Annotated in this window: 26 protein-coding genes; 5 read left to right on the top strand and 21 right to left on the bottom strand. The window is 50.7% G+C overall.

Going from position 1 to position 20,793, the window contains the following annotated elements:
* Window positions 1–38: 38 nt before the first annotated feature.
* The 9 genes from hisI to NT239_07675 form a co-directional block, all read right to left on the bottom strand.
* Complete coding sequence (hisI, locus tag NT239_07715; protein ID XGA72696.1) at window positions 39–428, bottom strand: phosphoribosyl-AMP cyclohydrolase; 390 nt, start codon at window positions 426–428, stop codon at window positions 39–41.
* Complete coding sequence (locus NT239_07710; GenBank protein ID XGA72695.1) at window positions 425–757, bottom strand: hypothetical protein; 333 nt, start codon at window positions 755–757, stop codon at window positions 425–427. Before NT239_07710 ends, hisI begins: the two co-directional genes overlap by 4 nt.
* 16 nt (window positions 758–773) lie before the next feature.
* On the bottom strand, window positions 774–1,541 hold the full coding sequence (hisF, locus tag NT239_07705) for an imidazole glycerol phosphate synthase subunit HisF (GenBank protein XGA72694.1): 768 nt from the start codon (window positions 1,539–1,541) through the stop codon (window positions 774–776).
* 35 nt (window positions 1,542–1,576) lie between these two features.
* The gene (locus NT239_07700; protein XGA72693.1) at window positions 1,577–1,936 is read right to left on the bottom strand and encodes a hypothetical protein; all 360 of its coding nucleotides are present in this window, start codon (window positions 1,934–1,936) and stop codon (window positions 1,577–1,579) included.
* Window positions 1,937–1,941: 5 nt separating this feature from the next.
* Window positions 1,942–2,685 (bottom strand): 1-(5-phosphoribosyl)-5-[(5-phosphoribosylamino)methylideneamino]imidazole-4-carboxamide isomerase, encoded by a 744-nt coding sequence (gene hisA, locus NT239_07695; protein ID XGA72692.1) that lies wholly within the window; start codon window positions 2,683–2,685, stop codon window positions 1,942–1,944.
* Between the two features lie 80 nt (window positions 2,686–2,765).
* On the bottom strand, window positions 2,766–3,416 hold the full coding sequence (gene hisH / locus NT239_07690) for an imidazole glycerol phosphate synthase subunit HisH (protein XGA72691.1): 651 nt from the start codon (window positions 3,414–3,416) through the stop codon (window positions 2,766–2,768).
* A 1-nt stretch (window position 3,417) separates the two neighbouring features.
* Window positions 3,418–4,011: an imidazoleglycerol-phosphate dehydratase HisB gene (gene hisB / locus NT239_07685; GenBank protein XGA72690.1), complete on the bottom strand. Its 594-nt coding sequence runs from the start codon at window positions 4,009–4,011 to the stop codon at window positions 3,418–3,420.
* Window positions 4,012–4,169: 158 nt separating this feature from the next.
* On the bottom strand, window positions 4,170–4,532 hold the full coding sequence (locus tag NT239_07680; GenBank protein ID XGA72689.1) for a TfoX/Sxy family protein: 363 nt from the start codon (window positions 4,530–4,532) through the stop codon (window positions 4,170–4,172).
* 6 nt (window positions 4,533–4,538) lie between these two features.
* Window positions 4,539–5,087, bottom strand: a complete 549-nt coding sequence (locus tag NT239_07675) for a TetR/AcrR family transcriptional regulator (GenBank protein ID XGA72688.1) — start codon at window positions 5,085–5,087, stop codon at window positions 4,539–4,541.
* 174 nt (window positions 5,088–5,261) lie between these two features.
* On the opposite strand from NT239_07675, the gene NT239_07670 reads away from it, so the two are divergent.
* From NT239_07670 to NT239_07660, 3 genes are all read left to right on the top strand, one after another.
* The gene (locus NT239_07670) at window positions 5,262–5,699 is read left to right on the top strand and encodes a hypothetical protein (GenBank protein XGA72687.1); all 438 of its coding nucleotides are present in this window, start codon (window positions 5,262–5,264) and stop codon (window positions 5,697–5,699) included.
* A gap of 10 nt (window positions 5,700–5,709) precedes the next feature.
* A complete protein-coding gene (locus NT239_07665; protein XGA72686.1) occupies window positions 5,710–6,876 on the top strand; it encodes a polysaccharide deacetylase family protein in 1,167 nt (388 codons plus the stop codon).
* A 90-nt stretch (window positions 6,877–6,966) separates the two neighbouring features.
* The gene (locus NT239_07660) at window positions 6,967–7,989 is read left to right on the top strand and encodes a tetratricopeptide repeat protein (protein ID XGA72685.1); all 1,023 of its coding nucleotides are present in this window, start codon (window positions 6,967–6,969) and stop codon (window positions 7,987–7,989) included.
* 34 nt (window positions 7,990–8,023) lie between these two features.
* Here NT239_07660 and hisD read toward each other — a convergent pair whose 3' ends face one another.
* The gene (gene hisD, locus NT239_07655) at window positions 8,024–9,313 is read right to left on the bottom strand and encodes a histidinol dehydrogenase (protein XGA72786.1); all 1,290 of its coding nucleotides are present in this window, start codon (window positions 9,311–9,313) and stop codon (window positions 8,024–8,026) included.
* 275 nt (window positions 9,314–9,588) lie between these two features.
* Between hisD and NT239_07650 the strand changes: the two genes are divergently transcribed.
* Together NT239_07650 and NT239_07645 are read left to right on the top strand one after the other, a co-directional pair.
* Window positions 9,589–10,824 carry a DUF3300 domain-containing protein gene (locus NT239_07650; protein ID XGA72684.1) on the top strand — a complete coding sequence of 412 codons (1,236 nt, stop codon included), beginning with the start codon at window positions 9,589–9,591 and terminating at the stop codon, window positions 10,822–10,824.
* Window positions 10,825–10,834: 10 nt separating this feature from the next.
* Window positions 10,835–11,731 (top strand): DUF2950 domain-containing protein, encoded by an 897-nt coding sequence (locus tag NT239_07645; GenBank protein ID XGA72683.1) that lies wholly within the window; start codon window positions 10,835–10,837, stop codon window positions 11,729–11,731.
* 70 nt (window positions 11,732–11,801) lie between these two features.
* Here NT239_07645 and NT239_07640 read toward each other — a convergent pair whose 3' ends face one another.
* From NT239_07640 to NT239_07590, 11 genes are all read right to left on the bottom strand, one after another.
* Complete coding sequence (locus tag NT239_07640; protein XGA72682.1) at window positions 11,802–13,454, bottom strand: FAD-dependent oxidoreductase; 1,653 nt, start codon at window positions 13,452–13,454, stop codon at window positions 11,802–11,804.
* 100 nt (window positions 13,455–13,554) lie between these two features.
* A complete protein-coding gene (locus NT239_07635; GenBank protein ID XGA72681.1) occupies window positions 13,555–14,754 on the bottom strand; it encodes a DUF805 domain-containing protein in 1,200 nt (399 codons plus the stop codon).
* Window positions 14,755–14,848: 94 nt separating this feature from the next.
* Window positions 14,849–15,355, bottom strand: coding sequence for a potassium channel family protein (locus tag NT239_07630; GenBank protein ID XGA72680.1), 507 nt, complete (start codon window positions 15,353–15,355; stop codon window positions 14,849–14,851).
* A gap of 12 nt (window positions 15,356–15,367) precedes the next feature.
* Window positions 15,368–16,015 (bottom strand): ATP phosphoribosyltransferase, encoded by a 648-nt coding sequence (hisG, locus tag NT239_07625; GenBank protein ID XGA72679.1) that lies wholly within the window; start codon window positions 16,013–16,015, stop codon window positions 15,368–15,370.
* 51 nt (window positions 16,016–16,066) lie between these two features.
* The gene (locus NT239_07620; GenBank protein XGA72678.1) at window positions 16,067–16,474 is read right to left on the bottom strand and encodes a DUF4870 domain-containing protein; all 408 of its coding nucleotides are present in this window, start codon (window positions 16,472–16,474) and stop codon (window positions 16,067–16,069) included.
* Entirely contained in the window at window positions 16,474–17,724 is a 1,251-nt protein-coding gene (gene murA, locus NT239_07615) for a UDP-N-acetylglucosamine 1-carboxyvinyltransferase (GenBank protein ID XGA72677.1), read from the bottom strand. Before murA ends, NT239_07620 begins: the two co-directional genes overlap by 1 nt.
* 81 nt (window positions 17,725–17,805) lie before the next feature.
* The gene (locus tag NT239_07610; GenBank protein ID XGA72676.1) at window positions 17,806–17,988 is read right to left on the bottom strand and encodes a hypothetical protein; all 183 of its coding nucleotides are present in this window, start codon (window positions 17,986–17,988) and stop codon (window positions 17,806–17,808) included.
* Entirely contained in the window at window positions 17,985–18,242 is a 258-nt protein-coding gene (locus NT239_07605; GenBank protein XGA72675.1) for a BolA family transcriptional regulator, read from the bottom strand. Before NT239_07605 ends, NT239_07610 begins: the two co-directional genes overlap by 4 nt.
* An 81-nt stretch (window positions 18,243–18,323) precedes the next feature.
* Window positions 18,324–19,079 carry an ABC transporter permease gene (locus tag NT239_07600; protein ID XGA72674.1) on the bottom strand — a complete coding sequence of 252 codons (756 nt, stop codon included), beginning with the start codon at window positions 19,077–19,079 and terminating at the stop codon, window positions 18,324–18,326.
* Between the two features lie 17 nt (window positions 19,080–19,096).
* The gene (locus tag NT239_07595; protein ID XGA72673.1) at window positions 19,097–19,990 is read right to left on the bottom strand and encodes an ABC transporter ATP-binding protein; all 894 of its coding nucleotides are present in this window, start codon (window positions 19,988–19,990) and stop codon (window positions 19,097–19,099) included.
* Window positions 19,987–20,766, bottom strand: coding sequence for a VacJ family lipoprotein (locus NT239_07590; protein ID XGA72672.1), 780 nt, complete (start codon window positions 20,764–20,766; stop codon window positions 19,987–19,989). Before NT239_07590 ends, NT239_07595 begins: the two co-directional genes overlap by 4 nt.
* Window positions 20,767–20,793 lie beyond the last annotated feature (27 nt).

Genomic DNA, 20,793 nt, shown 5'->3' with positions numbered 1-20,793 from the left:
TTGTGTCGTACTGAGGTGCTAACCCTTAATGGGTGAATTTAATGGCTATGGCCGTAAATCGCGCTAGGGTCTTTTAAAACCGCTTCGCTCACTTGCCATTGGCCATCGACCAAGGTGCGGAAAAAACAGCTTTCGCGGCCAGTATGGCAAGCAATACCGCCTTCTTGGCGAATTTTATAAATCAGCACATCGCCATCGCAGTCGAGTTGGATGGCTGAAACGTGTTGAAAATGGCCCGATTCTTCACCTTTATGCCACAGCTTTTGGCGAGAGCGAGTCCAATAGTGCGCGGTGCCTTTTTCTGCTGTGAGCGCAACCGCTTCACGATTGGCGTAGGCAAACATCATGACGCGGCCTGTTGCTTCGTCTTGCGCGATGATGGGCACTAAACCTGCGTCATCATATTTGATTTCGTCTAGCCAACTCATTGCAATACTACCTTTTCAGCGGTGAAGTCTGGTACCGGCGTGTAATACACGACCCATTTGCGTACTTCATTGGCATTCATTTTACCCAATTCACCATCCATGCGAATCGGTTCGCTGACGCGGCCTTGCGCATCAACGACATTTGGCGGACGTTTAAATTCGGTATCGACGGCCGATTTCACGGTTAAAAAAAGCGTAAGCTCATTTTTTAAACCATGACGCATATTGTCGACTTCCATCGACACATTGGCTGGCGTTTGAATGCTCATATCGCAAGCTTGTGCCCAGCTCGCGAGCAGCAAGAAAACAGTAGCAGCGATCCGTTTCATAAAATTTCCGTTTGAATTAGAAGCGAACTTCAATACCGGCTGCGTGCATCGCTTCTTTGGCCTGACGTACTGAATATTCGCCAAAGTGGAAAATGCTGGCTGCCAAAACTGCATCGGCGTGGCCTTGTTTCACGCCATCGACCAAATGCTGCAAATTGCCAACGCCGCCTGAGGCAATCACCGGAATATCGACAGCATCAGATACAGCGCGGGTCAGCGGCAGATTAAAACCGATTTTGGTGCCATCTCTATCCATGCTGGTGAGCAAAATTTCGCCTGCACCGAGTTGCTGCATTTTGAGTGCCCACTCTACCGCGTCCAAACCGGTGGCACGACGACCGCCGTGGGTAAAGACTTCCCAGCGGCTATTGGTGGCGTCAGTGGCTTTGGCATCAATCGCCACGACAATCGCTTGGCTGCCGAAGCGGCTGGCGGCTTGTTCCACAACTTCAGGGTTAGATACCGCAGTCGTATTGATGCTGACTTTGTCTGCGCCAGCGTTCAGAAGGCGACGAACGTCATCGGCTTTACGTACCCCACCACCGACGGTGAGTGGAATAAAGACTTGCGATGCCACTGCTTCGATCACATGCAAAATCAGATCTCTATCATCGCTAGAAGCCGTGATGTCGAGGAAAGTGAGCTCGTCTGCGCCCTGATCGTTGTAGCGTTTAGCGATTTCTACCGGATCACCTGCGTCGCGCAATTCAAGAAAATTGACGCCTTTCACAACGCGACCTGCAGTCACATCAAGGCAAGGGATAATACGTTTGGCTAATGGCATAATTTTTCCGAGCGGATCAGGGATTGATCCGGCTGCTATTCTTGCTGTTGGGCTTTCCAGCTCGCCCAGACGGCTTGCGCCGTTTCAGCATATTGGCTGCGGCCACCTGCAAATTCAGGCGTGAACCACTGCGTAAAAACATTAAAAATCAACTGCTGTACATCGTCGACATTCATGCACTGTGGCAAGCTGCGAATAATGCTGCCCACTTCAGGCGCGTAACCTTCAGGCTCTCCGACCAAGCGAATCATCATTGGGTCGGTGTCGAATAAAATCTGGCAGACTTCACTAAACCAAACTGGATTTTGCTCTCGCAAAAGCTGGCCAATATGCCGCTCCTCGGTAGCCCAATCGAGCCAGTCTGGTTTATTGTCGTCTGCCTGATTTTCAGTCATCGCATTTAGTTGTCACATAACTCGTCAGCGAGCTCTTGTGCTTTAGCGAAATCAATCGTGCCTTCGTAAATCGCACGACCGGTAATCACGCCTTCAATGCCTTCATCGGCTACTTCGCACAATTTGCGTACGTCGTCGAGATTAGTTAAGCCGCCAGAGGCGATCACAGGGATCGTCAGTGCTTGTGCTAGTTTTACCGTGGCTTCGATATTCACACCAGAGAGCATGCCATCGCGGCCAATGTCGGTGTAAATCACGCTTTCAACACCATAACCTTCAAAGCGTTTCGCCAAATCGATCACTTCGTGATCGGTTACTTTTGCCCAGCCATCGGTCGCCACCATGCCGTCTTTGGCGTCGAGTCCTACAATGATTTGGCCTGGGAAAGCATCACACGCTTCGTGCAAAAAGCCAGGTTGTTTAATTGCTGCTGTACCGATGATGACATAATCAATGCCTGCATCGAGATACATCTCGATCGTCTCGAGTGAACGAATGCCACCACCCAATTGCACTGGCACTTCACCATTGATGGCTTTTAGAATTTGCTTCACTGCCGCCAGATTTTTTGGCTTGCCAGCGAATGCGCCGTTTAGATCGACCAAATGCATACGGCGTGCGCCTTGGCCTAGCCAATGCGACACAAAACTAGCCGGGTCGTCGGAAAATACCGTTGCATCATTCATTTCGCCTTGGCGTAAACGAACACATTGGCCATCTTTAAGATCAATTGCAGGAATAATCAGCATGATTTAACAGCGTATAGTAAGGGGGTTAATTAAAACTAGCTTTTTGATATTAAACGATATTTCATCGTTTAGTCACAAACTTATAGTTTCCAGTGTACGAAATTTTTCAGTAATTGCAGGCCGGCTGTATGGCTTTTCTCTGGGTGGCACTGAATCGCAAAAATATTGTCGCGCGCCACGGCCACTGCAAAGCGGCTTGGGTAGGCCGATTCAATAATGGTATCGGCATCGCTCTCGGGCGCAAAATGATAGCTGTGCACGAAGTAAAAACGCTCTGCTTCGCTGATGCCCGCCCATAATGGATGTTCACGTTTGATGAACATTTCATTCCAGCCCATATGCGGCACTTTGAGCTTATTGCCTTCAGCGTCGTGCATATTTTCAGACTTAAATTTCACTACCTTGCCTTTAAATACGCCCAGGCAATCCATATCGCCTTCTTCACTGTGTTCAAACAGCAATTGCGCGCCAACGCAAATCCCTAAAAATGGCTTGCTGGCTGCGGCATCGAGTACCGCTTGTTTGAGACCACTTTCATTGAGTTCGCGCATGCAATCGGGCATGGCGCCTTGGCCTGGAAAAACCACTTTATCCGCGCTGGCAACGACTGCTGGATCGGCGGTCAAAATAATAGTAGCGTCGTCTCCGGCAACCAATTCGAAAGCCTTGGTCACCGAGTGCAAATTGCCCATGCCGTAATCGACGATGGCGATCGTTTGTTTTTGCGTCATCTTAGCCTACCAAAGTGCCCTTGGTTGATGGCGTAATGCCTGCCATACGTGGGTCTTGTTCAACGGCCATGCGCAATGCGCGGCCCAAGGCTTTGAAAATGGTTTCAGCTTGGTGGTGCGCGTTTTTGCCTTTTAGATTGTCGATATGCAGGCTGATTGCTGCATGATTGACAAAACCACGGAAAAATTCGCCAAACAAATCGACGTCAAAGCCGCCAATCATCGCGCGGGTGTATTCGCAGTCGTATTCCAAACAGGGGCGACCTGATAAATCAACGACAACACGGCTAAGCGCTTCATCAAGCGGCACATAGCTGTGGCCGTAACGCACGATACCTTTTTTATCGCCAACCGCTTTGGCAAATGCTTGTCCCAACGTAATGCCGACGTCTTCTACCGTGTGGTGCGCATCGATGTGCAAATCGCCAACTGCTTTGATTTCAATATCAAATAGGCCATGGCGCGCCACTTGGTCGAGCATGTGCTCGAAGAAAGGCACACCCGTGTCGAATTTACTAACGCCCGTTCCGTCCAGATTGAGCGTAATGGTGATTTGGGTTTCTAGCGTGTTGCGAGTAACGGTAACTTGGCGCATCAATGATTCTCGTAAACGGCGGTGCTGAACAATCTTGCATTTTCCAATAGATTCGCCTTCGCGGGAAGCTCTGATAGGGGGAAAATCCCCCAAAGGCGCAAGAAATACGACGAATTGGGCTTAATCAAACATAAAAAGTTCGGCAATTGGTGTTAATACTAGGTTTTTGATTTTTTGCTTTTTTTTCTTTCAGGTGCACGTAAGGCCGCAGCAACGCCTTCGCGCGCCCACTTTAGCAATTCAACCGGCTCTTCCAATGCCGCTTCTGGGATCGGATAAAAATTCAATTGAGCAACTCGCCCATCTTTCATTGCGTACTGAAAGGGGGCTAAGTGCAAAGCTTCAAACTGCGCGCGATTGATGTCGTCGGCTTTGAGATACAAAATATCGTCGGCAACAATCGCAAAAAATAACTCGTCGGCATATAAACCAAAGCTGCCAAACATCGACTTGGCGCGCACATGGCCCAATGGCGCTAATTGCTCCAGCAAAAAACTCACAAATTCGCTCGACTTTGCCATTGTGGGTCAGCTCGCTAATAAATCTTGCGGTAATTGTTGGAGCAGCTGCTCAAAAATGTGCCAGTCATCCAAGCAGCGGCACAATAGGCGTGCGCCTTCTAGCTGGGCAATTGCGGCAATGGCACGTTGTTTGGCCTGAGCTTCGTTAATCCCCGCGTCGATGATTAATTGCTGGAGTGCCGCTATCCACTGTTGCACCGCCAAGCCCATGTCCGCACCAAATAACAAGCGCGCATTGCCCATGGTGTAGACATCTAGCGTGCTGGCTTGGGTTTTGTCTTGCTCAGTGAGACGAATAAATTCGATAAAGCGAGCCAGACGTGCTTGTGGCTCGCCCGCTTCGCGCAATAATGTCAAAGCTTGTTCAAACCAAACGCCTTCGGCAGCTAAAACCGCGCTGGCCATTTCTTGTTTGCCATTGGGAAAATGATGGTACAGGCTGCCTTTGCCCAAGCCTGTTGCTTGGCTGATCAAGCTTAAAGACGCGCCATCGTAACCATAGGTGTGAAATACCGTACGCAAATGCTGGATTAATTCGTCGTGCGTAATTGCCAAAACTGTCTCCCTATTTATTTGCATTGGGTCGCACTAGCGCCCTATGACGCAAACGCTTAAAAGTTTAACTGAAAAACAGTAGCGCTTGACAAGGCTGCTGGGCTGATTAATTATCGTACCAAACGATCGGTACAATTTGATGGTTTTCTTAAACTTATGCTTGGAGTGTGCAAAATGTTGAAATCACTTTCTGTTAAAGCCGGATTACTTGCCACCCTCTGGATGGGGATGACGATCTCGGCGTACGCAGCCCCTACCGGTACTGACGTCCTCAATGCCTATATGCAGGCCTGGAGTGAAAAGTCGCCCGAACAAAGGCAAAAGTTGCTGGGCAAAATCGTGACGGACTCGGTGCGATACAGTGATCAATTTAATCAGGTGAAATCCAAAGCCGCGCTAAGCGAGATGATAGGTGCCTTGCAAGGGCAGATTCCCGGCTTGCGAGGTGAAATTATCGGCCCTGTACGTTTTCTTGAAACAGCAGCGCTGTTTGAATGGAAAATCTATAACGAAGCCGGTGAGGTGCTGTTTTATGGCGTTGATGCCGTTCAATTTGCCGAAGATGGTCGCTTGCAGCGAATCGACGGGTTTATGAATGTTGGTTTGAAATAAGGAGTTTGTGATGCGCCTGTCTTCCGGTTTGATATTGGCCAGTCTGATGTTCTCGCACCTTGCACTGGCGCAAACGCCAGCCCGCTTAAGAACCCCCGTGGTCGAAAATCAGGGACAAGTCTCTGCCGCAGTGCTTGAGCGGCAAGCGAAGCAATTTCCGACGACGTTTTATTTAGAAGGTGCGGGGGATAAAAAAGAAATCGCCTTCACTTTTGACGATGGCCCGAGCGAACACACCGCGGCTTTGCTTGATGTATTGAAACAAGAAAACGTGAAAGCGACGTTTTTCTGGCAAGGACAAAATGTTCTGAAATACCCCGAAGTGGTGAAACGAGCGCTGGCGGAAGGGCATGTGCTCGCCAACCATAGTTTTAGCCACCCGAACTTGTCCAAAATGGAAGAGGGCGAGTTTTGGTGGGATTTGCAGCTGAAAAAAACGCAGCAAGCGTTTCAGCAAGTGGTTGGCTTTCAACCAACGATGATGCGACCTCCGTATGGCTTTTTGAACGATAGCCAGATTAAAAAGCTGCAAGCGCAGGGCATGGCAGCGATTTTATGGTCGGTTGATAGCGCTGATTGGTTTCATACTTGGAAAAACAGCGTTGATGAAGTTGCTAGCGCCAAAATTGCTGGTGTGGTGCAGCAATATATTCACCCCGAAGCGATTGTGTTGATGCATGACGACGGCGGTCGCAGCCGCAAGCCGACTATCTCCGCGGTCAAGGCGATGATTCCTGCGTTACGTGAGCAAGGCTATCGCTTTGTGACTGTCGATCAGTTGCTAAAGCTCAATCCCAAATTAAAAGTTGCAGTTGCTGAGCCGATTACTCCGACTTTGAATGAACTTTTACCGCTGTTTTTCAAACTGCATAATACTGCGCAGGTTGATTCATGGGCCTCAGTGTTAGAGGATGATTTTGTGTTGGCGAGTGCGAGTGAACAAATGCGCGGGATTAAGGCGTATTCAGATTATATGGCTCAACTACATGCTCAGTTTCCCGGGATGAAGTTGGAGCAAGTGGGAGCCGCCAATCAGATTAATCAAGCAGGCTTATTTGCTTGGCAGTTGTTAGATGCACAAGGTGGTTTGATTGCGAAAGGGGTGAATAGCGTTGAGTTGAGCGCCGCTGGCAAACTGAAATCCGCCAATGTATACATGCAGCGCGAGTTGCGTTAACAGAGTATGTTGCTTTTCCTTTGCGACTGAAACCAAGCTTGTATACTTATAACATTAAGTACCCGCTGGTTTCAGTAGTAAGGGGGGCGCATGCCCGAGCAACAAACAGCCAGACAACAGCAGCTACAAGAGATTGAGAATGGTCTATTCACTGAGCCAGTGGTAGCGCGCTCGCGTTGTGTCGCGCTGCTGGACGAGGCGCGTCAAGGGTCTGATTTTCAAATCTTCATCCAAGCCGCACTCTTATTTTCCAAGATCGAAGATCAATTAGCCGATTTACCTACCGCGCTTAAAACGCTAGAAGAGGCGCTGGTGTATGCGCAAGAATTTCACTGGGCCGAATTTGAGGCCGCCATTTTTGAGCAAATGGGGTGTTGCCATTACTCTTTGGCGCAATATGATTTGGCGCTGCAAGATTGGCGCGAGTGCATTTTGCTCTGTGGGCATGCTGCCGCCACATACACTCGTGCGCTGGCCTTTATTGGATTAGGACGGCTGTGTGATTTGGCCGAGCAATACCAGCAAGCGGTGGCAATGCATCAGCATGCACACAAGCTGCTGTTACCTTCAGAAGACTTCTATGCCATAACAATGGCCATGATTAATTGGGCTGTCAATTTGCAGCGTTTGCAGCGTTGGGACGACGCCGCCGAGTTGTTGCAACAAGCTTTGGCCTTATCAGAGCACCACCAATTGCCACACCATGCGGCAGAATGCCATTTGCGCTTGGCACAGGTGGCGATTGCGCAAGCACGTTGGCTTGAGGCCGAGCATTGCCTTGAAGAAGGGCTTAGCGTGGTTGCTCAGACTCCCTACCATTGGGTTGAGGCGAACTTGTTGTTTGAGTGGGCGCAATTATTGCAGAATCAGCAGGCGCTAGAGCAAGCACTAGATGTGTTGAAACGCGGCTTATTACTCACTCAAGAAGATGGTTTTAAAACCATGGAGTTGGCATTTTTGCGCCAAGCCGAAACGCTGTGTTTGGCCTTGGGTTGGCACTTGCAAGCCAGTGAGTTTGAACGGCAGGCTAATTTCCTGCATTTTGATTCGGTTGATACCCACAGCTTGGCGCAGCGTTTGCATCTACAAGAGCTCGATGCTTTGCTGCGCTAAAGTGACGGGTGAGCAAGGCTCACCCGCGTGCTAGTTATTTCAAACGGAACTCAGCTGCATTGGCGTGCGCCGTTAGCCCTTCGCCGTGTGCCAATACCGAAGCAATCTTGCCCAGTTTTTGCGCACCCACTTCAGAGACTTTGATCAGGCTAGAGCGCTTTTGGAAGTCATACACACCCAGCGGGCTAGAGAAACGCGCGCTACGCGCGGTTGGCAATACGTGATTTGGGCCAGCACAGTAGTCGCCAAGTGATTCAGAGGTGAATTTACCCATGAAAATCGCACCAGCGTGGCGGATTTTGGGCAATAAGGCCTCTGGGTTTTCGACTGACAATTCCATGTGTTCCGGCGCGATGTAATTACAGATCTCGCACGCTTCGTCCAAGTCTTTCACCACAATCAGCGCACCACGATTTTTCAGCGAAGCGGCGATAATCTCTTTACGTGGCTGGGTATCGATCAGGCGCTCAATGCTAGCGTAGACTTCATCGACATACCCTGCATCTGGGCATAGCAAAATCGATTGCGCGATTTCATCGTGTTCGGCTTGGCTAAATAAATCCATTGCCACCCAGTCTGGATTGGTTGTGCCATCGGCCAAGACTAAAATCTCGGATGGGCCCGCGACCATATCGATGCCGACGATGCCAAATACCGCGCGTTTGGCTGATGCGACGTAGGCATTGCCCGGGCCGGTGATTTTATCGACCTGCGGTACGGTTTGCGTGCCGTAGGCTAGTGCGCCAACGGCTTGCGCGCCACCGACGGTAAACGCGCGCGATACGCCTGCGACATAGGCTGCAGCGAGGACCAAATCGTTGCGCTCGCCTTTTGGTGTTGGCACGACCATGATGATTTCAGCCACGCCAGCAACGTGCGCCGGAATCGCGTTCATTAATACTGAAGATGGATACGCCGCTTTGCCGCCCGGAACATAAATCCCGACGCGATCAAGCGCCGTTACTTGCTGGCCGAGCAGCGTGCCGTCTTCGTCTTCGTAGCTCCAAGAGCTCATTTTTTGCTTTTCGTGATAGCTGCGCACGCGCGCGGCTGCGGCTTGCAGCGCCGCGGCTTGATCTGCAGGCAGGCGCTCGAAGGCGGCTTTTAGCTCGGCTTGGGTCAATTCCAAATCAGCCATCGAGCTGGCGCTCGTGCCGTCAAAACGATTGGTATATTCGACCACGGCCGCATCGCCGCGGCTTTTAACGTCGGCCAAAATAGCGGCGACGCGTTGATCTACTTGCGGGTCTTGTGACGTTTCAAACGCCAGCAGCGCGGTGAGTTCGGATTGGAAATCGGCGGAGGTGGAATCTAAACGGCGAATCATTGGCACAGACCCAAGGTGGTTACATATGGGGCAATTATACCTTTTCTTGCTGCCAGCGCGGCGGTGTTAATTGTTGCTTCGATCGTTTATTCGGGGATATTTAATTTATTTCGTCAATAATTAGAAAGAAAATAATAAGAATCTGGTTTCAAATGTGCTTGATAGCGATAAAATCGATGTGAATTTTTGTAAAAATGAATGGCGCAATTACATTGTGAGCGACATTTCGCTATGTCACTGTATTAAAAGACGATCTGGGAAAAGGAGTTTTCATGCCCCGTTTAATGCAATCCCTGTTTATTTCTGCGGCCTTGGCAGCCTCGCCCATGGTCTTGCTCAGTCAGCCCGTTTTGGCGGCAGAAACCACTAGCAGTGCGACATTTAGCCAGCAAGAAATAGAGCAATTGGTCGCGCCGGTTGCGCTTTATCCTGATTCATTATTAGCGCAAGTTTTAATGGCCTCGACTTACCCGCTCGAAGTGGTGCAGGCCGCACGCTGGCGCAAAGAAAACCCCAATTTGAAAGATAAAGCGCTGGAAGATGCGTTGCAAAAGCAGGGCTGGGACGCCAGCGTGAAATCGCTAACGGCTTTTCCTGATGTGCTCACGATGATGAATGACAAAATCGATTGGACGCAGAAATTGGGCGATGCCTTTTTGGCGCAGCAAAAAGACGTGATGGACGCGGCGCAGCGCTTGCGGGCCAAAGCCGATGCTGAAGGCAATTTGAAAACCACCAAAGAGCAAAAAGTGATTGTTGAGCAGGCTACTGCGACAACGACCACGATTTATCGCATTGAGCCGCAATCTGAAGTTATCTATGTACCTGTCTACAACCCAACCGTAGTCTATGGTCCATGGCCATACCCTTATTACACGCCGTATTATTGGTATCCGCCAACGTATATGTACCCGGGTACTGCGTTCGGCTTCACGATGGGTATTTTTGTCGGCGCGGCGATTTGGGGTAATTGCAATTGGCACCATCACAATATTGATATTGATATCAATCGGTATAACAACTTTAACCGCACCAATATCAATACCAAAGATTGGAAGCACAATCCGCAGCATCGCCGCGGAGTTGAATATCGCGACAATAAAACGCGTGAGCAATTTCGCCCAAATAGCAAAACGCGAGAGCAACAGCGCGATGCCTTCCGTGGCAAGGCTGATGCTACGCGTGGCGATTTGAGCAATATTGATCGCAGTAATTTGCAAAATCAGCTTAAAGACGTTGATCGCAATGAGCTCAATCAGAAATTGAAATCGACCGATCAATCGGCGCTAAAAGATCGCGCAAGCGATTTGAAGGCTAAACAGTCGCCAAGCCGTGATCTGAAAAAGCCAGCGACCAGCCCGAAAAATATGGATCGCAGCAATCTTAGCCGTGATAACGCCTTTAGCCATGCCGATCGTGGCTCAATGAATCGTGCCGCCAGCCAACGCGGAATGAGTTCACAGCGCAGCATCTCACGCCCAGTTCGCACTGGCGGTCGTGGTCGATAAGGAGTAAACGATGAAGCAAAAATTAATTCAAATGATCGCAATTGCGGTGAGCCCACTCTTGATGTCGTCAGCCATGGCCGCGCAATTGTTTAAAACGCCGGATGCGGCAGGTGAAGCGCTGGTGCAGGCTTTGGAAAGCAATGATCAACTGGCGCTACAGCGTATTTTTGGCAAAAAGAACTGGGATTTAATTATCTCAGGTGACACGGTGGACGATCAAAATCGCTACGCTGCCTTTGCCAAAAGCTACCGTGAGGCGCACCAGTGGCGTGAGAAAGGCAAAAATCAGCAAGTACTCGAAGTGGGGAGTGACCCGAATCCATTTGCGATTCCGTTGATCCGCGATCAAGGCGGTTGGGTGTTTGCGGGAACGACGGGGCGCGCCGAAATGCTCACTCGCCGGATTGGTCTGAACGAATTATCGGCGATTGAAACGCTAAAAACCGTCGCGCAAGCGCAGCGCGAATATTATCTGCAGCAGCCCGAAGGCAGTAGCCTTTTGCATTACGCGGATAAAATCGTGAGCTCTCCCGAACGTAAAGACGGCCTATTTTGGCCAAGTAAAGACGGTGAAGCGACTAGCCCGATGGGGAGCTTCTTTGCCAATGCCGCTCAAGAGGGTTATTCGAAAAAGAGCGAGCCTTATCATGGCTACTATTTTAAAATCTTAAAGCAGCAAGGCACCGCAGCGAAAGACGGCGCGTATAGCTATGTGGAAAACGGCAAAATGTTTGGCGGTTTTGCCGTGCTCGCGTGGCCTGCCAGCTATGGCCGCTCGGGAGTGATGAGTTTTATCACCAACCACGATGGCGTGATTTACCAGCGTAATTTGGGTAAATCGACGGCTGAAGTTGCTAATAGAATGGTGAGTTTTAATCCGGAAAAAGGGTGGGATGCGGTCGAGTAAACGTTCCGCCAAGTACCTGATCTGAGCTAGTTAAAAAAACAGCCCCATTTTGCGATGGGGCTGTTTTGTTTTAAAGCATTTGCGCAGCCTGCCACATCTGCCAAGTTTTGTACCCGCCATTGAGGCTGCGTACGTTAAAACCAAGCTGGCTTAAATGCCGCTGGGCGATATAGCCGCGCAATCCGACCATGCAATACACAACAACGGGTTTATTTCGATCAAGCAGATGGCTCAATTCGCGCAATTGGCTCAGCGGCAAATTTCGCGCGCCGCTGATTTGGCCGCTGGCGATTTCCTCGGCTTCGCGAACGTCGATAATTTGCGTGTCGCTGGTCGCCAACTGTTCAGGCTCGATCAACTTTAATAAACCTGCTTGCAAGTTTTGCGCCGCCATGCCGGCTAAATTAATCGGGTCTTTGGCTGAGCCATACGGCGGTGCGTAGCTGAGTTCCATTTCAGCCAAATCATCGACGTTCATCCCTGCTTGCAGCGCAACGGCCAGCACGTCGATGCGTTTATCCACTCCTTTTTCGCCGACTGCCTGCGCGCCCAACAGCTTGCCGCTATGGGGGTCGAACAAGACTTTTAGGCTAATCATCGCTGCGCCCGGGTAATAGCTGGCGTGATCGTTGCCGTGTAAATACAGCTTTTGATACGGCACATTGGCGGCTTTCAGTGTGCGCTCGTTCAGGCCGGTGCTGGCGGCGGTGAGATCAAACACTTTGCAGATGGCCGTGCCTTGGCTGCCGCGATAGCTGGCTGCGCGGCTAAAAATCGCATCGGCGGCGATACGGCCTTGGCGATTCGCGGGGCCAGCCAGTGGCAGCAATACGGCTTGATTGCTGACCGTATGGCGAACCTCTACCGCATCCCCTACGGCGTATATGCTTGCATCGCTTGTTTGTTGATGGCTATCGACCAATACCCCGCCTGTTGTCCCAATGTCGAGACCCGCTGCGCGCGCCAGTTGGTTTTCTGGCTTCACGCCGATGGCGAGCACGACTAGATCGGTGTTCACGTGACGGCCTGATTCCAGATTGAGCGTCAGTGCCGCGCCATCGCTAATACTGCTCAAGCTCTCGCCCAGCAATAATTCAACACCATGCGCTTTCAGTGTATTGGCTAGCGGCGTCGTCATTTCGGCGTCGAGCGGGCTTAACACCTGCGGGGCACGCTCGATTAAGCTGACCGCTAAGCCACGGTGACGCAGCGCTTCGACGGTTTCTAAGCCAATAAAACCGGCACCAATGACGCTAACATGCTTCACATCACTGTTCATCGCGTTCATTAGCCGATCTAAATCGGGCACATTGCGCAAAGTGAAGACGCGCGGGTTGTCGAGCCCCGGTAGTGGCGGGCGGATGGGCGCTGCACCCGGCGCTAGAATCAGCGCGTCGTAGCTTTCGTCGTATTCTTCGCCCGTTTGCGCATTGTGAACACGGACGGTTTTGGCTGTGCGGTTGATGCTCAGCACTTCGCTATTGACGCGCACATCGAGCCCAAAACGCGCGCTCAGTGATTCGGGCGTGTGCAAGAGTAGGGCGTCGCGTTCGGCAATTTCGCCGCCTAAATGATAAGGCAGACCACAATTGGCAAACGACACATAAGGGCCACGCTCAAACACAATAATTTCGGCCTTGTCATTTAAGCGTCGCGCCCGCGCCGCCGCCGAAGCGCCACCTGCTACACCGCCGACAATCAGTAATTTTTGAATTGAACTCATTGTGATCCCCTCTCAAACAATATGCATTATTATAATATATAAAAATATATAATGTAAAGCGTAAAAATGCCACCCGAAGGTGGCTGTATGGGGAGCCCGCTTATTCGGCTTGCTGGCTTTGGCGCTCGTAGTGCTCTTTGATTCTTTGTCTTGCCTCTTCGCGAGTGAGTTTTTCGCCGCTTTGTTGCTCAACTTGTGCGATCAACTCGTCGATGTCTTCGTCGCTCAATGCTAAAGCGGCTTCACTTGGCGTTTGTGCCGATGCCGCAGGGGAATCCATCGAGGCAGTTTGTATAATCGTACCCACGATGGCAATACCGCAGATAAAGCTAGCGATGTAATGAAAGATATAGGGCGGCTCAGCGGGGAGGCCATAATCGTTTTCGCCGTCATCACCGGGTGCAAAAGCCAAAGCTCCATAGACGATTAATGAAATCAGACTGCCTACAATGATCATGCCGGTTGAGGCATTGACGCCAGTAGCGGCGTTAATTGCAATTTGCCCGACAATAATCCAACCGGCATATTTGGTTGGTTTATTCAGGTCGTGTAAGCGAAAAACCATCATTCGATAGTTTTGTACCACGCACCAAACGATGGCACCGATAAAAATAATAACCCCAACTAAAGTCATTTCGCCTTTGCCGATCGCAAAAGCGAAAATCATCGCCGCTAGCAAGGGCAAAATTGATAACAGACCATTGCAGAAATAGCGCATCCGCCCTAAACGCCCCTCGGTGCTAAGCGACCAAAATGCAGGCGTTTCATATTCAGGTTCTTGTCGTGAACGACGTGGGCTTGGTGCTGTACTACTTCTTACTGATTCTGTTCGGATCGGTGCTTCAGTTATCGCCGCTTGAGCTTGTGCGGCCAGCATCCGTGGCATATCGGCGCCGCAGCCTAGGCAGAGCGTGCGTTTGGCTTGGACTTTGCCGCACTGTGGACACGTCATTTGTTCAATCGCTGGCTCTAGGCTTAATGGTGCAATTGCCAAGGGCTGTTCTAATCGAGAGGCTACGTTTGTTTCGGGGCTCGCGATGGAGGCGCTGGACTCAGCTGGCGCACTCGGCGTGATTGGCACTGCGGTAACTTCAACACCAGCTTGATGAAACAATTTTAGATAGGTATCGAGCTGATGCTGTGGCAACGCTTTTTTGATGACCGTCGGCGCATTAAGGAGCAACGCTTGAGTTCGCTCGATTTCTAGTCGGAGCAATTTGGCGAGCGCGGCAGTTGCTTGTTCGGTTTCGACGCCAGGAAGAAAATTACCAGTGAGGACTAAACGGAAGATCGCGCTCATGAGTTTGAAGCATATTAGGGTAAATATGTATTCTAGCTCACATATGACTAATACTTATTTATTCCTGACGCATTCTTGCTATTTTGTTGTGAATTTATGCTTTTTCTGCGGTAGGAAAAATGACTCGGCTAAAGATTAGCGTAATAAAAATGCCGAAATGCGTTGAGCCGATCAGCGATTCGGCAATAAATAATGCTTTGCCATCGGCATTGCACGGCAAAAAGTCGCCAAAGCCCACCGTCGCAAAGATGGTTAAGGAAAAATACAGCGAATCGAGGAAGTTAGTGTTATTGGTGCAGCCGGCACTGGTGCCATATACATCGAACATCTGCCAGCCGGTGGCAAAGGTCAGCACCAATAAAATATTACTCAGCACAAACAGCCATACCGCTTGCACTGGGTCAATGCCATCTTTTAGCCGGTGTCCTTTGGCGATGCTGAGCACAAAGGACATATAGTTCAGATAAACCACGGCGATAAACCAATACAAGGTATTGGAGGTGTGGGCCACCAGCCCAAGCTTGATTAACCATGGCCAGCAAAACATAAACAACAGCGTGTAGAGCGGGACATGTTGCCAGTTAATTTTGAGCTTGGCCATGTGCGCAGATCCTTAATTCTGGCGAGCCGCGACAGTGGCGGCGAAGGCATCAATCATCGGTTGCAGGCGTTCGTGCTTGAGTTTGAGCGACGATTGATTCACGACTAAGCGGCTAGAAATATCACGAATATGCTCAACCGCCACCAAATTATTGGCTTTCAGCGTGCCGCCGGTTGAAACCAAATCGACAATCGCGTCGGCCAAGCCCACTAACGGAGCCAATTCCATCGAGCCGTACAGTTTGATCAGATCAACGTGCACGCCTTTCGCAGCGAAGTGCTCTTTAGCCTGTTCGGTGTATTTGGTGGCGATCCGCATGCGCGCACCTTGTTTGACCGCGCCTTCGTAGTCAAAGCCGTTTTGCGTCGCTACCATCAACGCGCATTTGGCGATTTCTAAATCCAGCGGCTGATACAGGCCTTGACCACCATGCTCGAGCAAGACGTCTTTACCCGCCACGCCCAAATCGGCCGCGCCATATTGCACATACGTTGGCACATCCGAGGCGCGCACGATAATCAACTGCACATCGGGCTGATTGGTGCCGATGATCAGCTTGCGCGTGCTCTCTGGTGCTTCCGCCGGAACGATGCCAGCCGCTGCGAGCAAGGGAAGGGTTTCTTCGAAAATACGTCCTTTGGAAAGGGCGATGGTGATCATGGGGTATCTGCCTGTATGTCTTTCTGGTATTGCTCTGTCGAGTAATACCTATTATTTAAATATATTTAGTTTGGCGGGGTATTTCGCTGGCCAAGCATTAATCGCTCGCCCGCCTTGCCACATGCTAAATAGCGACGCGCCAACGCCGACCCACCACAGTAAAAACGTCGTGTTCAAGAAATAGGTCGCGATCAGCGCAAAAATATAAAAGCAGCCCATCAGCATTTGGAAATTGCACGATTCACGCGCGTGCTGCTCGACAAAGTCAGAATGCACGCGGGCAAATTGCAGCACAATAAACGGCAGCGCAATTGCCACAATTGGCGCAGGCAAAATCGGTAACCAGAATAAACCCGCCAAGTGCGAGAGCACGGCAAAGAATTTTTCGTGCTCTTTCGGCGGTTTAGGCTTCTCGTCCTGTTCTTCTTGATATGCGGGTTTGGGGTTAAGAATAAACATTAGCGAATCCGTTCGATGTTGACGCCCACACCAGCGAGTTTCGTTTCAATGTGTTCATAGCCACGATCAAGGTGATAGATACGATCGACAATTGTTTCGCCAGTTGCAATCATTCCCGCGATGACCAGCGAGGCTGAGGCACGCAAATCAGTCGCCATCACCGTGGCGCCAGAGAGCTTTTCAACGCCAGTCACAATCGCACTGTGACCATCGATCTTGATTTTTGCGCCCATGCGCGCCAGTTCCGGCACGTGCATAAAGCGGTTTTCGAAGATGGTTTCAGTAATCACGCCAGTACCTTCAGCGATTGAGTTCAGCAGCGTGAATTGTGCTTGCATATCGGTTGGGAAGGCTGGGTATTCGAGTGTACGAATATCTACCGCTTTCGGGCGCTGTTTCATATCGAGCGAAATCCAAGTGTCGCCCGTTTCGATGTAGGCACCAGCTTCGGTTAGTTTATCGAGTACTGCCCCCAAAATATCAGCGCGGGTGTTTTTCAGCAAAATCTTGCCTTGCGCTGCAGCGGCAGCAACGAGGAAGGTGCCGGTTTCGATACGGTCGGCCACAATCGCGTGGCTGGCGCCGTGCAATTCTTTCACGCCTTCAATCGTGATTGTGTCGGTGCCGTGGCCTTTGATTTTGGCGCCCATCTTGATCAGGCATTCGGCCAAATCGACGACTTCAGGTTCGCGCGCAGCGTTTTCCAGAATCGTTGTGCCTTCGGCCAAGGTTGCGGCCATCAGCAAGTTTTCGGTACCAGTCACGGTGATCATGTCCGAACGGAAGCGGCAGCCTTTCAGTTTGCCAGTCGCTTTGACATAGCCGTGCTCGATCACAATCTCGGCACCCATCGCTTGCAGGCCTTTGATGTGCTGATCGATTGGGCGCGCGCCAATCGCGCAGCCGCCAGGCAACGATACTTGCGCTTCGCCAAAACGCGCTAGCGTTGGGCCGAGTACCAAGATCGACGCGCGCATGGTTTTCACCAATTCGTACGGCGCGATGGTGCTGGTGATGTTGTTGGCAGTCAGCTCGTATTCGTGCACGTTGTCGGTCATCACGCGCATGCCCATGCCTTGCAGCAATTTTTGTGTCGTTTTGACATCGGCCAGTTGCGGCACATTGGTTAAATGCAGTGTGTCGGCGGTCAGCAATGACGCACACAAGATCGGTAGCGCGGCGTTTTTGGCGCCTGAAATGGTGATTTCGCCTGCAATTGGGTTGCCACCGATAATTTTAAGTTTGTCCATGTTTGACCTTTGCACACAAATACGCAGCGATACGCGCTGCGATAAATATTCTAAATAGCTAAATTGTGCCGCTTGCGCAGCTTAACGAAAGTATTCCCACCAGATCCATGCACCCGCGGCAATCAGCCATGGCAAATTGACCAGCGCCATCAGTGGGCCGCCAGACTTGCCTTCACGCTTGTTAGCATCGACTTTGGCTTGCTCGATAACCGCTTTATTTTTGGCAATGCTGCCAAGATCAAAGCGCGGATCTCGTTCGCTCATGACTGCTTGGAAGAAGGACGCGCCGCCCATTCGGCTGGCGTGAGCGTTGCGCGCATCGAGAGCGCGTGCAGCTCGCCCGAGTCGAGGTAGGATTTTAGGCCATCATTAATCAAACGATGGCGTGCCAGCAATTTTAGGCCTTCAAATTGGGCTGAAACAATCGTGGCATAGAAGTGATGGCCGTCGCCTTCCACTTCGATATGCTGACAGGGTAGCACCTGACTAATCAGGCTTTGAACGAGTTCTGGCGTCATTATTACTCTTGATTTGACTAAAAATTGCGTCGTAAAGGCGTATCACGACGAGTATTGCGTTATTTTGCCGCTATTGTCGCATTAACGGCGGATTTTGTAGCCCGATTTTATCAAGGTCAGCGTGATTAAGGTGAGGATTGCTAAAGTAAATCCGACAACCGCCAGCGAATGCCAAGGATTTACATCACTCACACCAAAAAAGCCGTAGCGAAAACCGTCGATCATATAAAACACGGGGTTAAAGTGCGATACGGTTTGCCAGAACGGTGGCAAGCTATGGATGGAGTAAAACACGCCGGATAAAAACGTAAGCGGCATAATCAGGAAGTTTTGAAAAGCAGCCAGTTGATCGAACTTCTCCGCCCAAATGCCGGCAATCAGCCCCAAAATCGCCATTAAACTGCAACCTAGTAAGCCAAATAACAATATCCATAGTGGGTATTTAAATGGCGGTATTGAAAAATATAGAGTTGCTATCAATACCCCTGCACCAACGACAATGCCGCGCACTGCGCCTGCGAGTGTGTACGCGCTAAAAAACTCAAAGTGCGACAACGGCGGCAGCAAGATATAGACAATATTGCCGGTGATTTTTGATTGAATCAGGCTGGAACTGGTGTTGGCAAACGCATTTTGCAGCATGCTCATCATCATCAGACCGGGAATCAAAAACGCGGTGTAGCGCACGCCGGGGTAGGGCTGCACATGCGCATCGAGCACGTGGGCAAAAATCAGCAAATACATCAGTGCCGTCAGCACTGGTGCGGCGACAGTTTGAAATGCGACGCGCCAAAAGCGCAGAATCTCTTTACGAAAAAGCGTGTAAAAACCAATCATTGTGTTCCGCCGCGAGCTTAAGAGTGCATCATCTGGACGAAAATTTCTTCCAGATCGGGTTGGGTGATTTCCAAATCTTTGAGGGTGATTTGCTCGCTGCGCAGCACGGCCAAGATGGCTTCGAGCGCGTTGCAATCGCTCAGCTTTAGCTCAAATTGCTGATCGCGTTGTGCAATCAATAAATGCTGCAAACTGCTCGGCAACTGCGCAGGTTTGAGCTTTAAAATCACGCTGCGCGCAGCGCCGCGCTGCATCATCGTGTGTTTGTCTTCCAGCGCAATCAGTTCGCCACGTTTGAGCATCGCAATGCGGTTGCACAGCGTTTCAGCTTCTTCAAGGTAATGCGTAGTTAAAACGATGGTATGACCTTTGTCATTCAAGCTCTGAACAAATGACCACAGCGTTTGGCGTAGTTCAACGTCAACGCCAGCAGTTGGTTCATCCAGAACAATAACCGGGGGTTTGTGTACCAAAGCCTGGGCTACCATGACGCGCCGCTTCATACCCCCCGATAGCGCACGCATATTGGTGTGGGCTTTTTCGCTTAAGCCCAGATTGTGCAAAATCTCGTCGATCCAAGCATCGTTATTTTTGATGCCAAAATAGCCCGATTGAAATACCAAGGCTTCGCGCACATTAAAGAAGGGATCAAACACCAACTCCTGCGGCACAATGCCGACGGCGCGACGGGCGTCGCGATAATCCGCTTGCACATCCAAGCCCATGACGCGGGTTGCGCCACGCGTGGCCTTGGTGAGGCCTGCAAGAATGGAAATTAAAGTGGTCTTGCCCGCCCCATTGGGACCAAGCAGCGCAAAGAAATCGCCTTGCTCGACTGAAAAACTCACTTCTTTGAGCGCGGTAAAACTGCCGAAGTCTTTACCTACGCCACTAAATTCGATTGCTTTCACTGATTAAGCTCGGCTGAGTTGGGGGTGGAGGCCGCAGGCATCGCTGCAGTTTGAGTCTCTGGCTCGGTTGCATTGTTGCTCGCTTCAGATTCACCCAAAGGCAACGGATGCGGTGGGTTGCCATCATAAACCTTGAACCAGCGGCGCTGCAAATACGTATCGCGCACAAAGGCATAGGGGTCGAGCTGATCTTGTATTGCGGCATCAAATGGCAGCAAGCTTGCGCGTAGATCGGTCAGATACGTGCCGTAGTACGCAATTTGCCCCGCGAGTGGGTCAATATAATCGATGGGACCCCACGCCAAACGTGCCAGCGTATTGCTAGAGTCTCGTAAAGTTAACGGGCCATAAAATGGCACCATCAGGTAGGGGCCGCTTGGTACACCCCAAGCGCCAAGCATTTGGCCAAAGTCTTCGTCTTGCTTTTCGATCGGCAAGTCACTCGCCCAATCGATCAACCCGCCTAAGCCCAACGTTGTATTAAAGAACACGCGGCCGGTGCTTTTTGCCGCACTAGTTCCTTTGGCTTGAAATAGCGCAGCGGGAATTCCGAATAAATCATCGATATTCCCAAAGAAATTTCCAACCGCCGAGCGCAATGGGGTTGGAATATATTCGGTGTACGCCACAGCAACAGGGCGAACGATGTTGTCATCGAGTGTGGAATTGAAGGAGTAAATCGGACGATTGATCGATTCGAGCGGGTCGTAATTATTCTGTGGCGTGGCACACGCAGTGCATAGCAGTGCGAGAAATAAGCTCAGGCGGCGCATCATTTGCTCAGCCCCTTAGTTGCGAAGTGG

Source organism: Chitinibacter sp. SCUT-21, assembly GCA_041874755.1.
Classification (GTDB): domain Bacteria; phylum Pseudomonadota; class Gammaproteobacteria; order Burkholderiales; family Chitinibacteraceae; genus Chitinibacter.
Note: the sequence above shows the minus strand (reverse complement) of the source record. Positions and strands in the feature narration are given on the sequence as shown.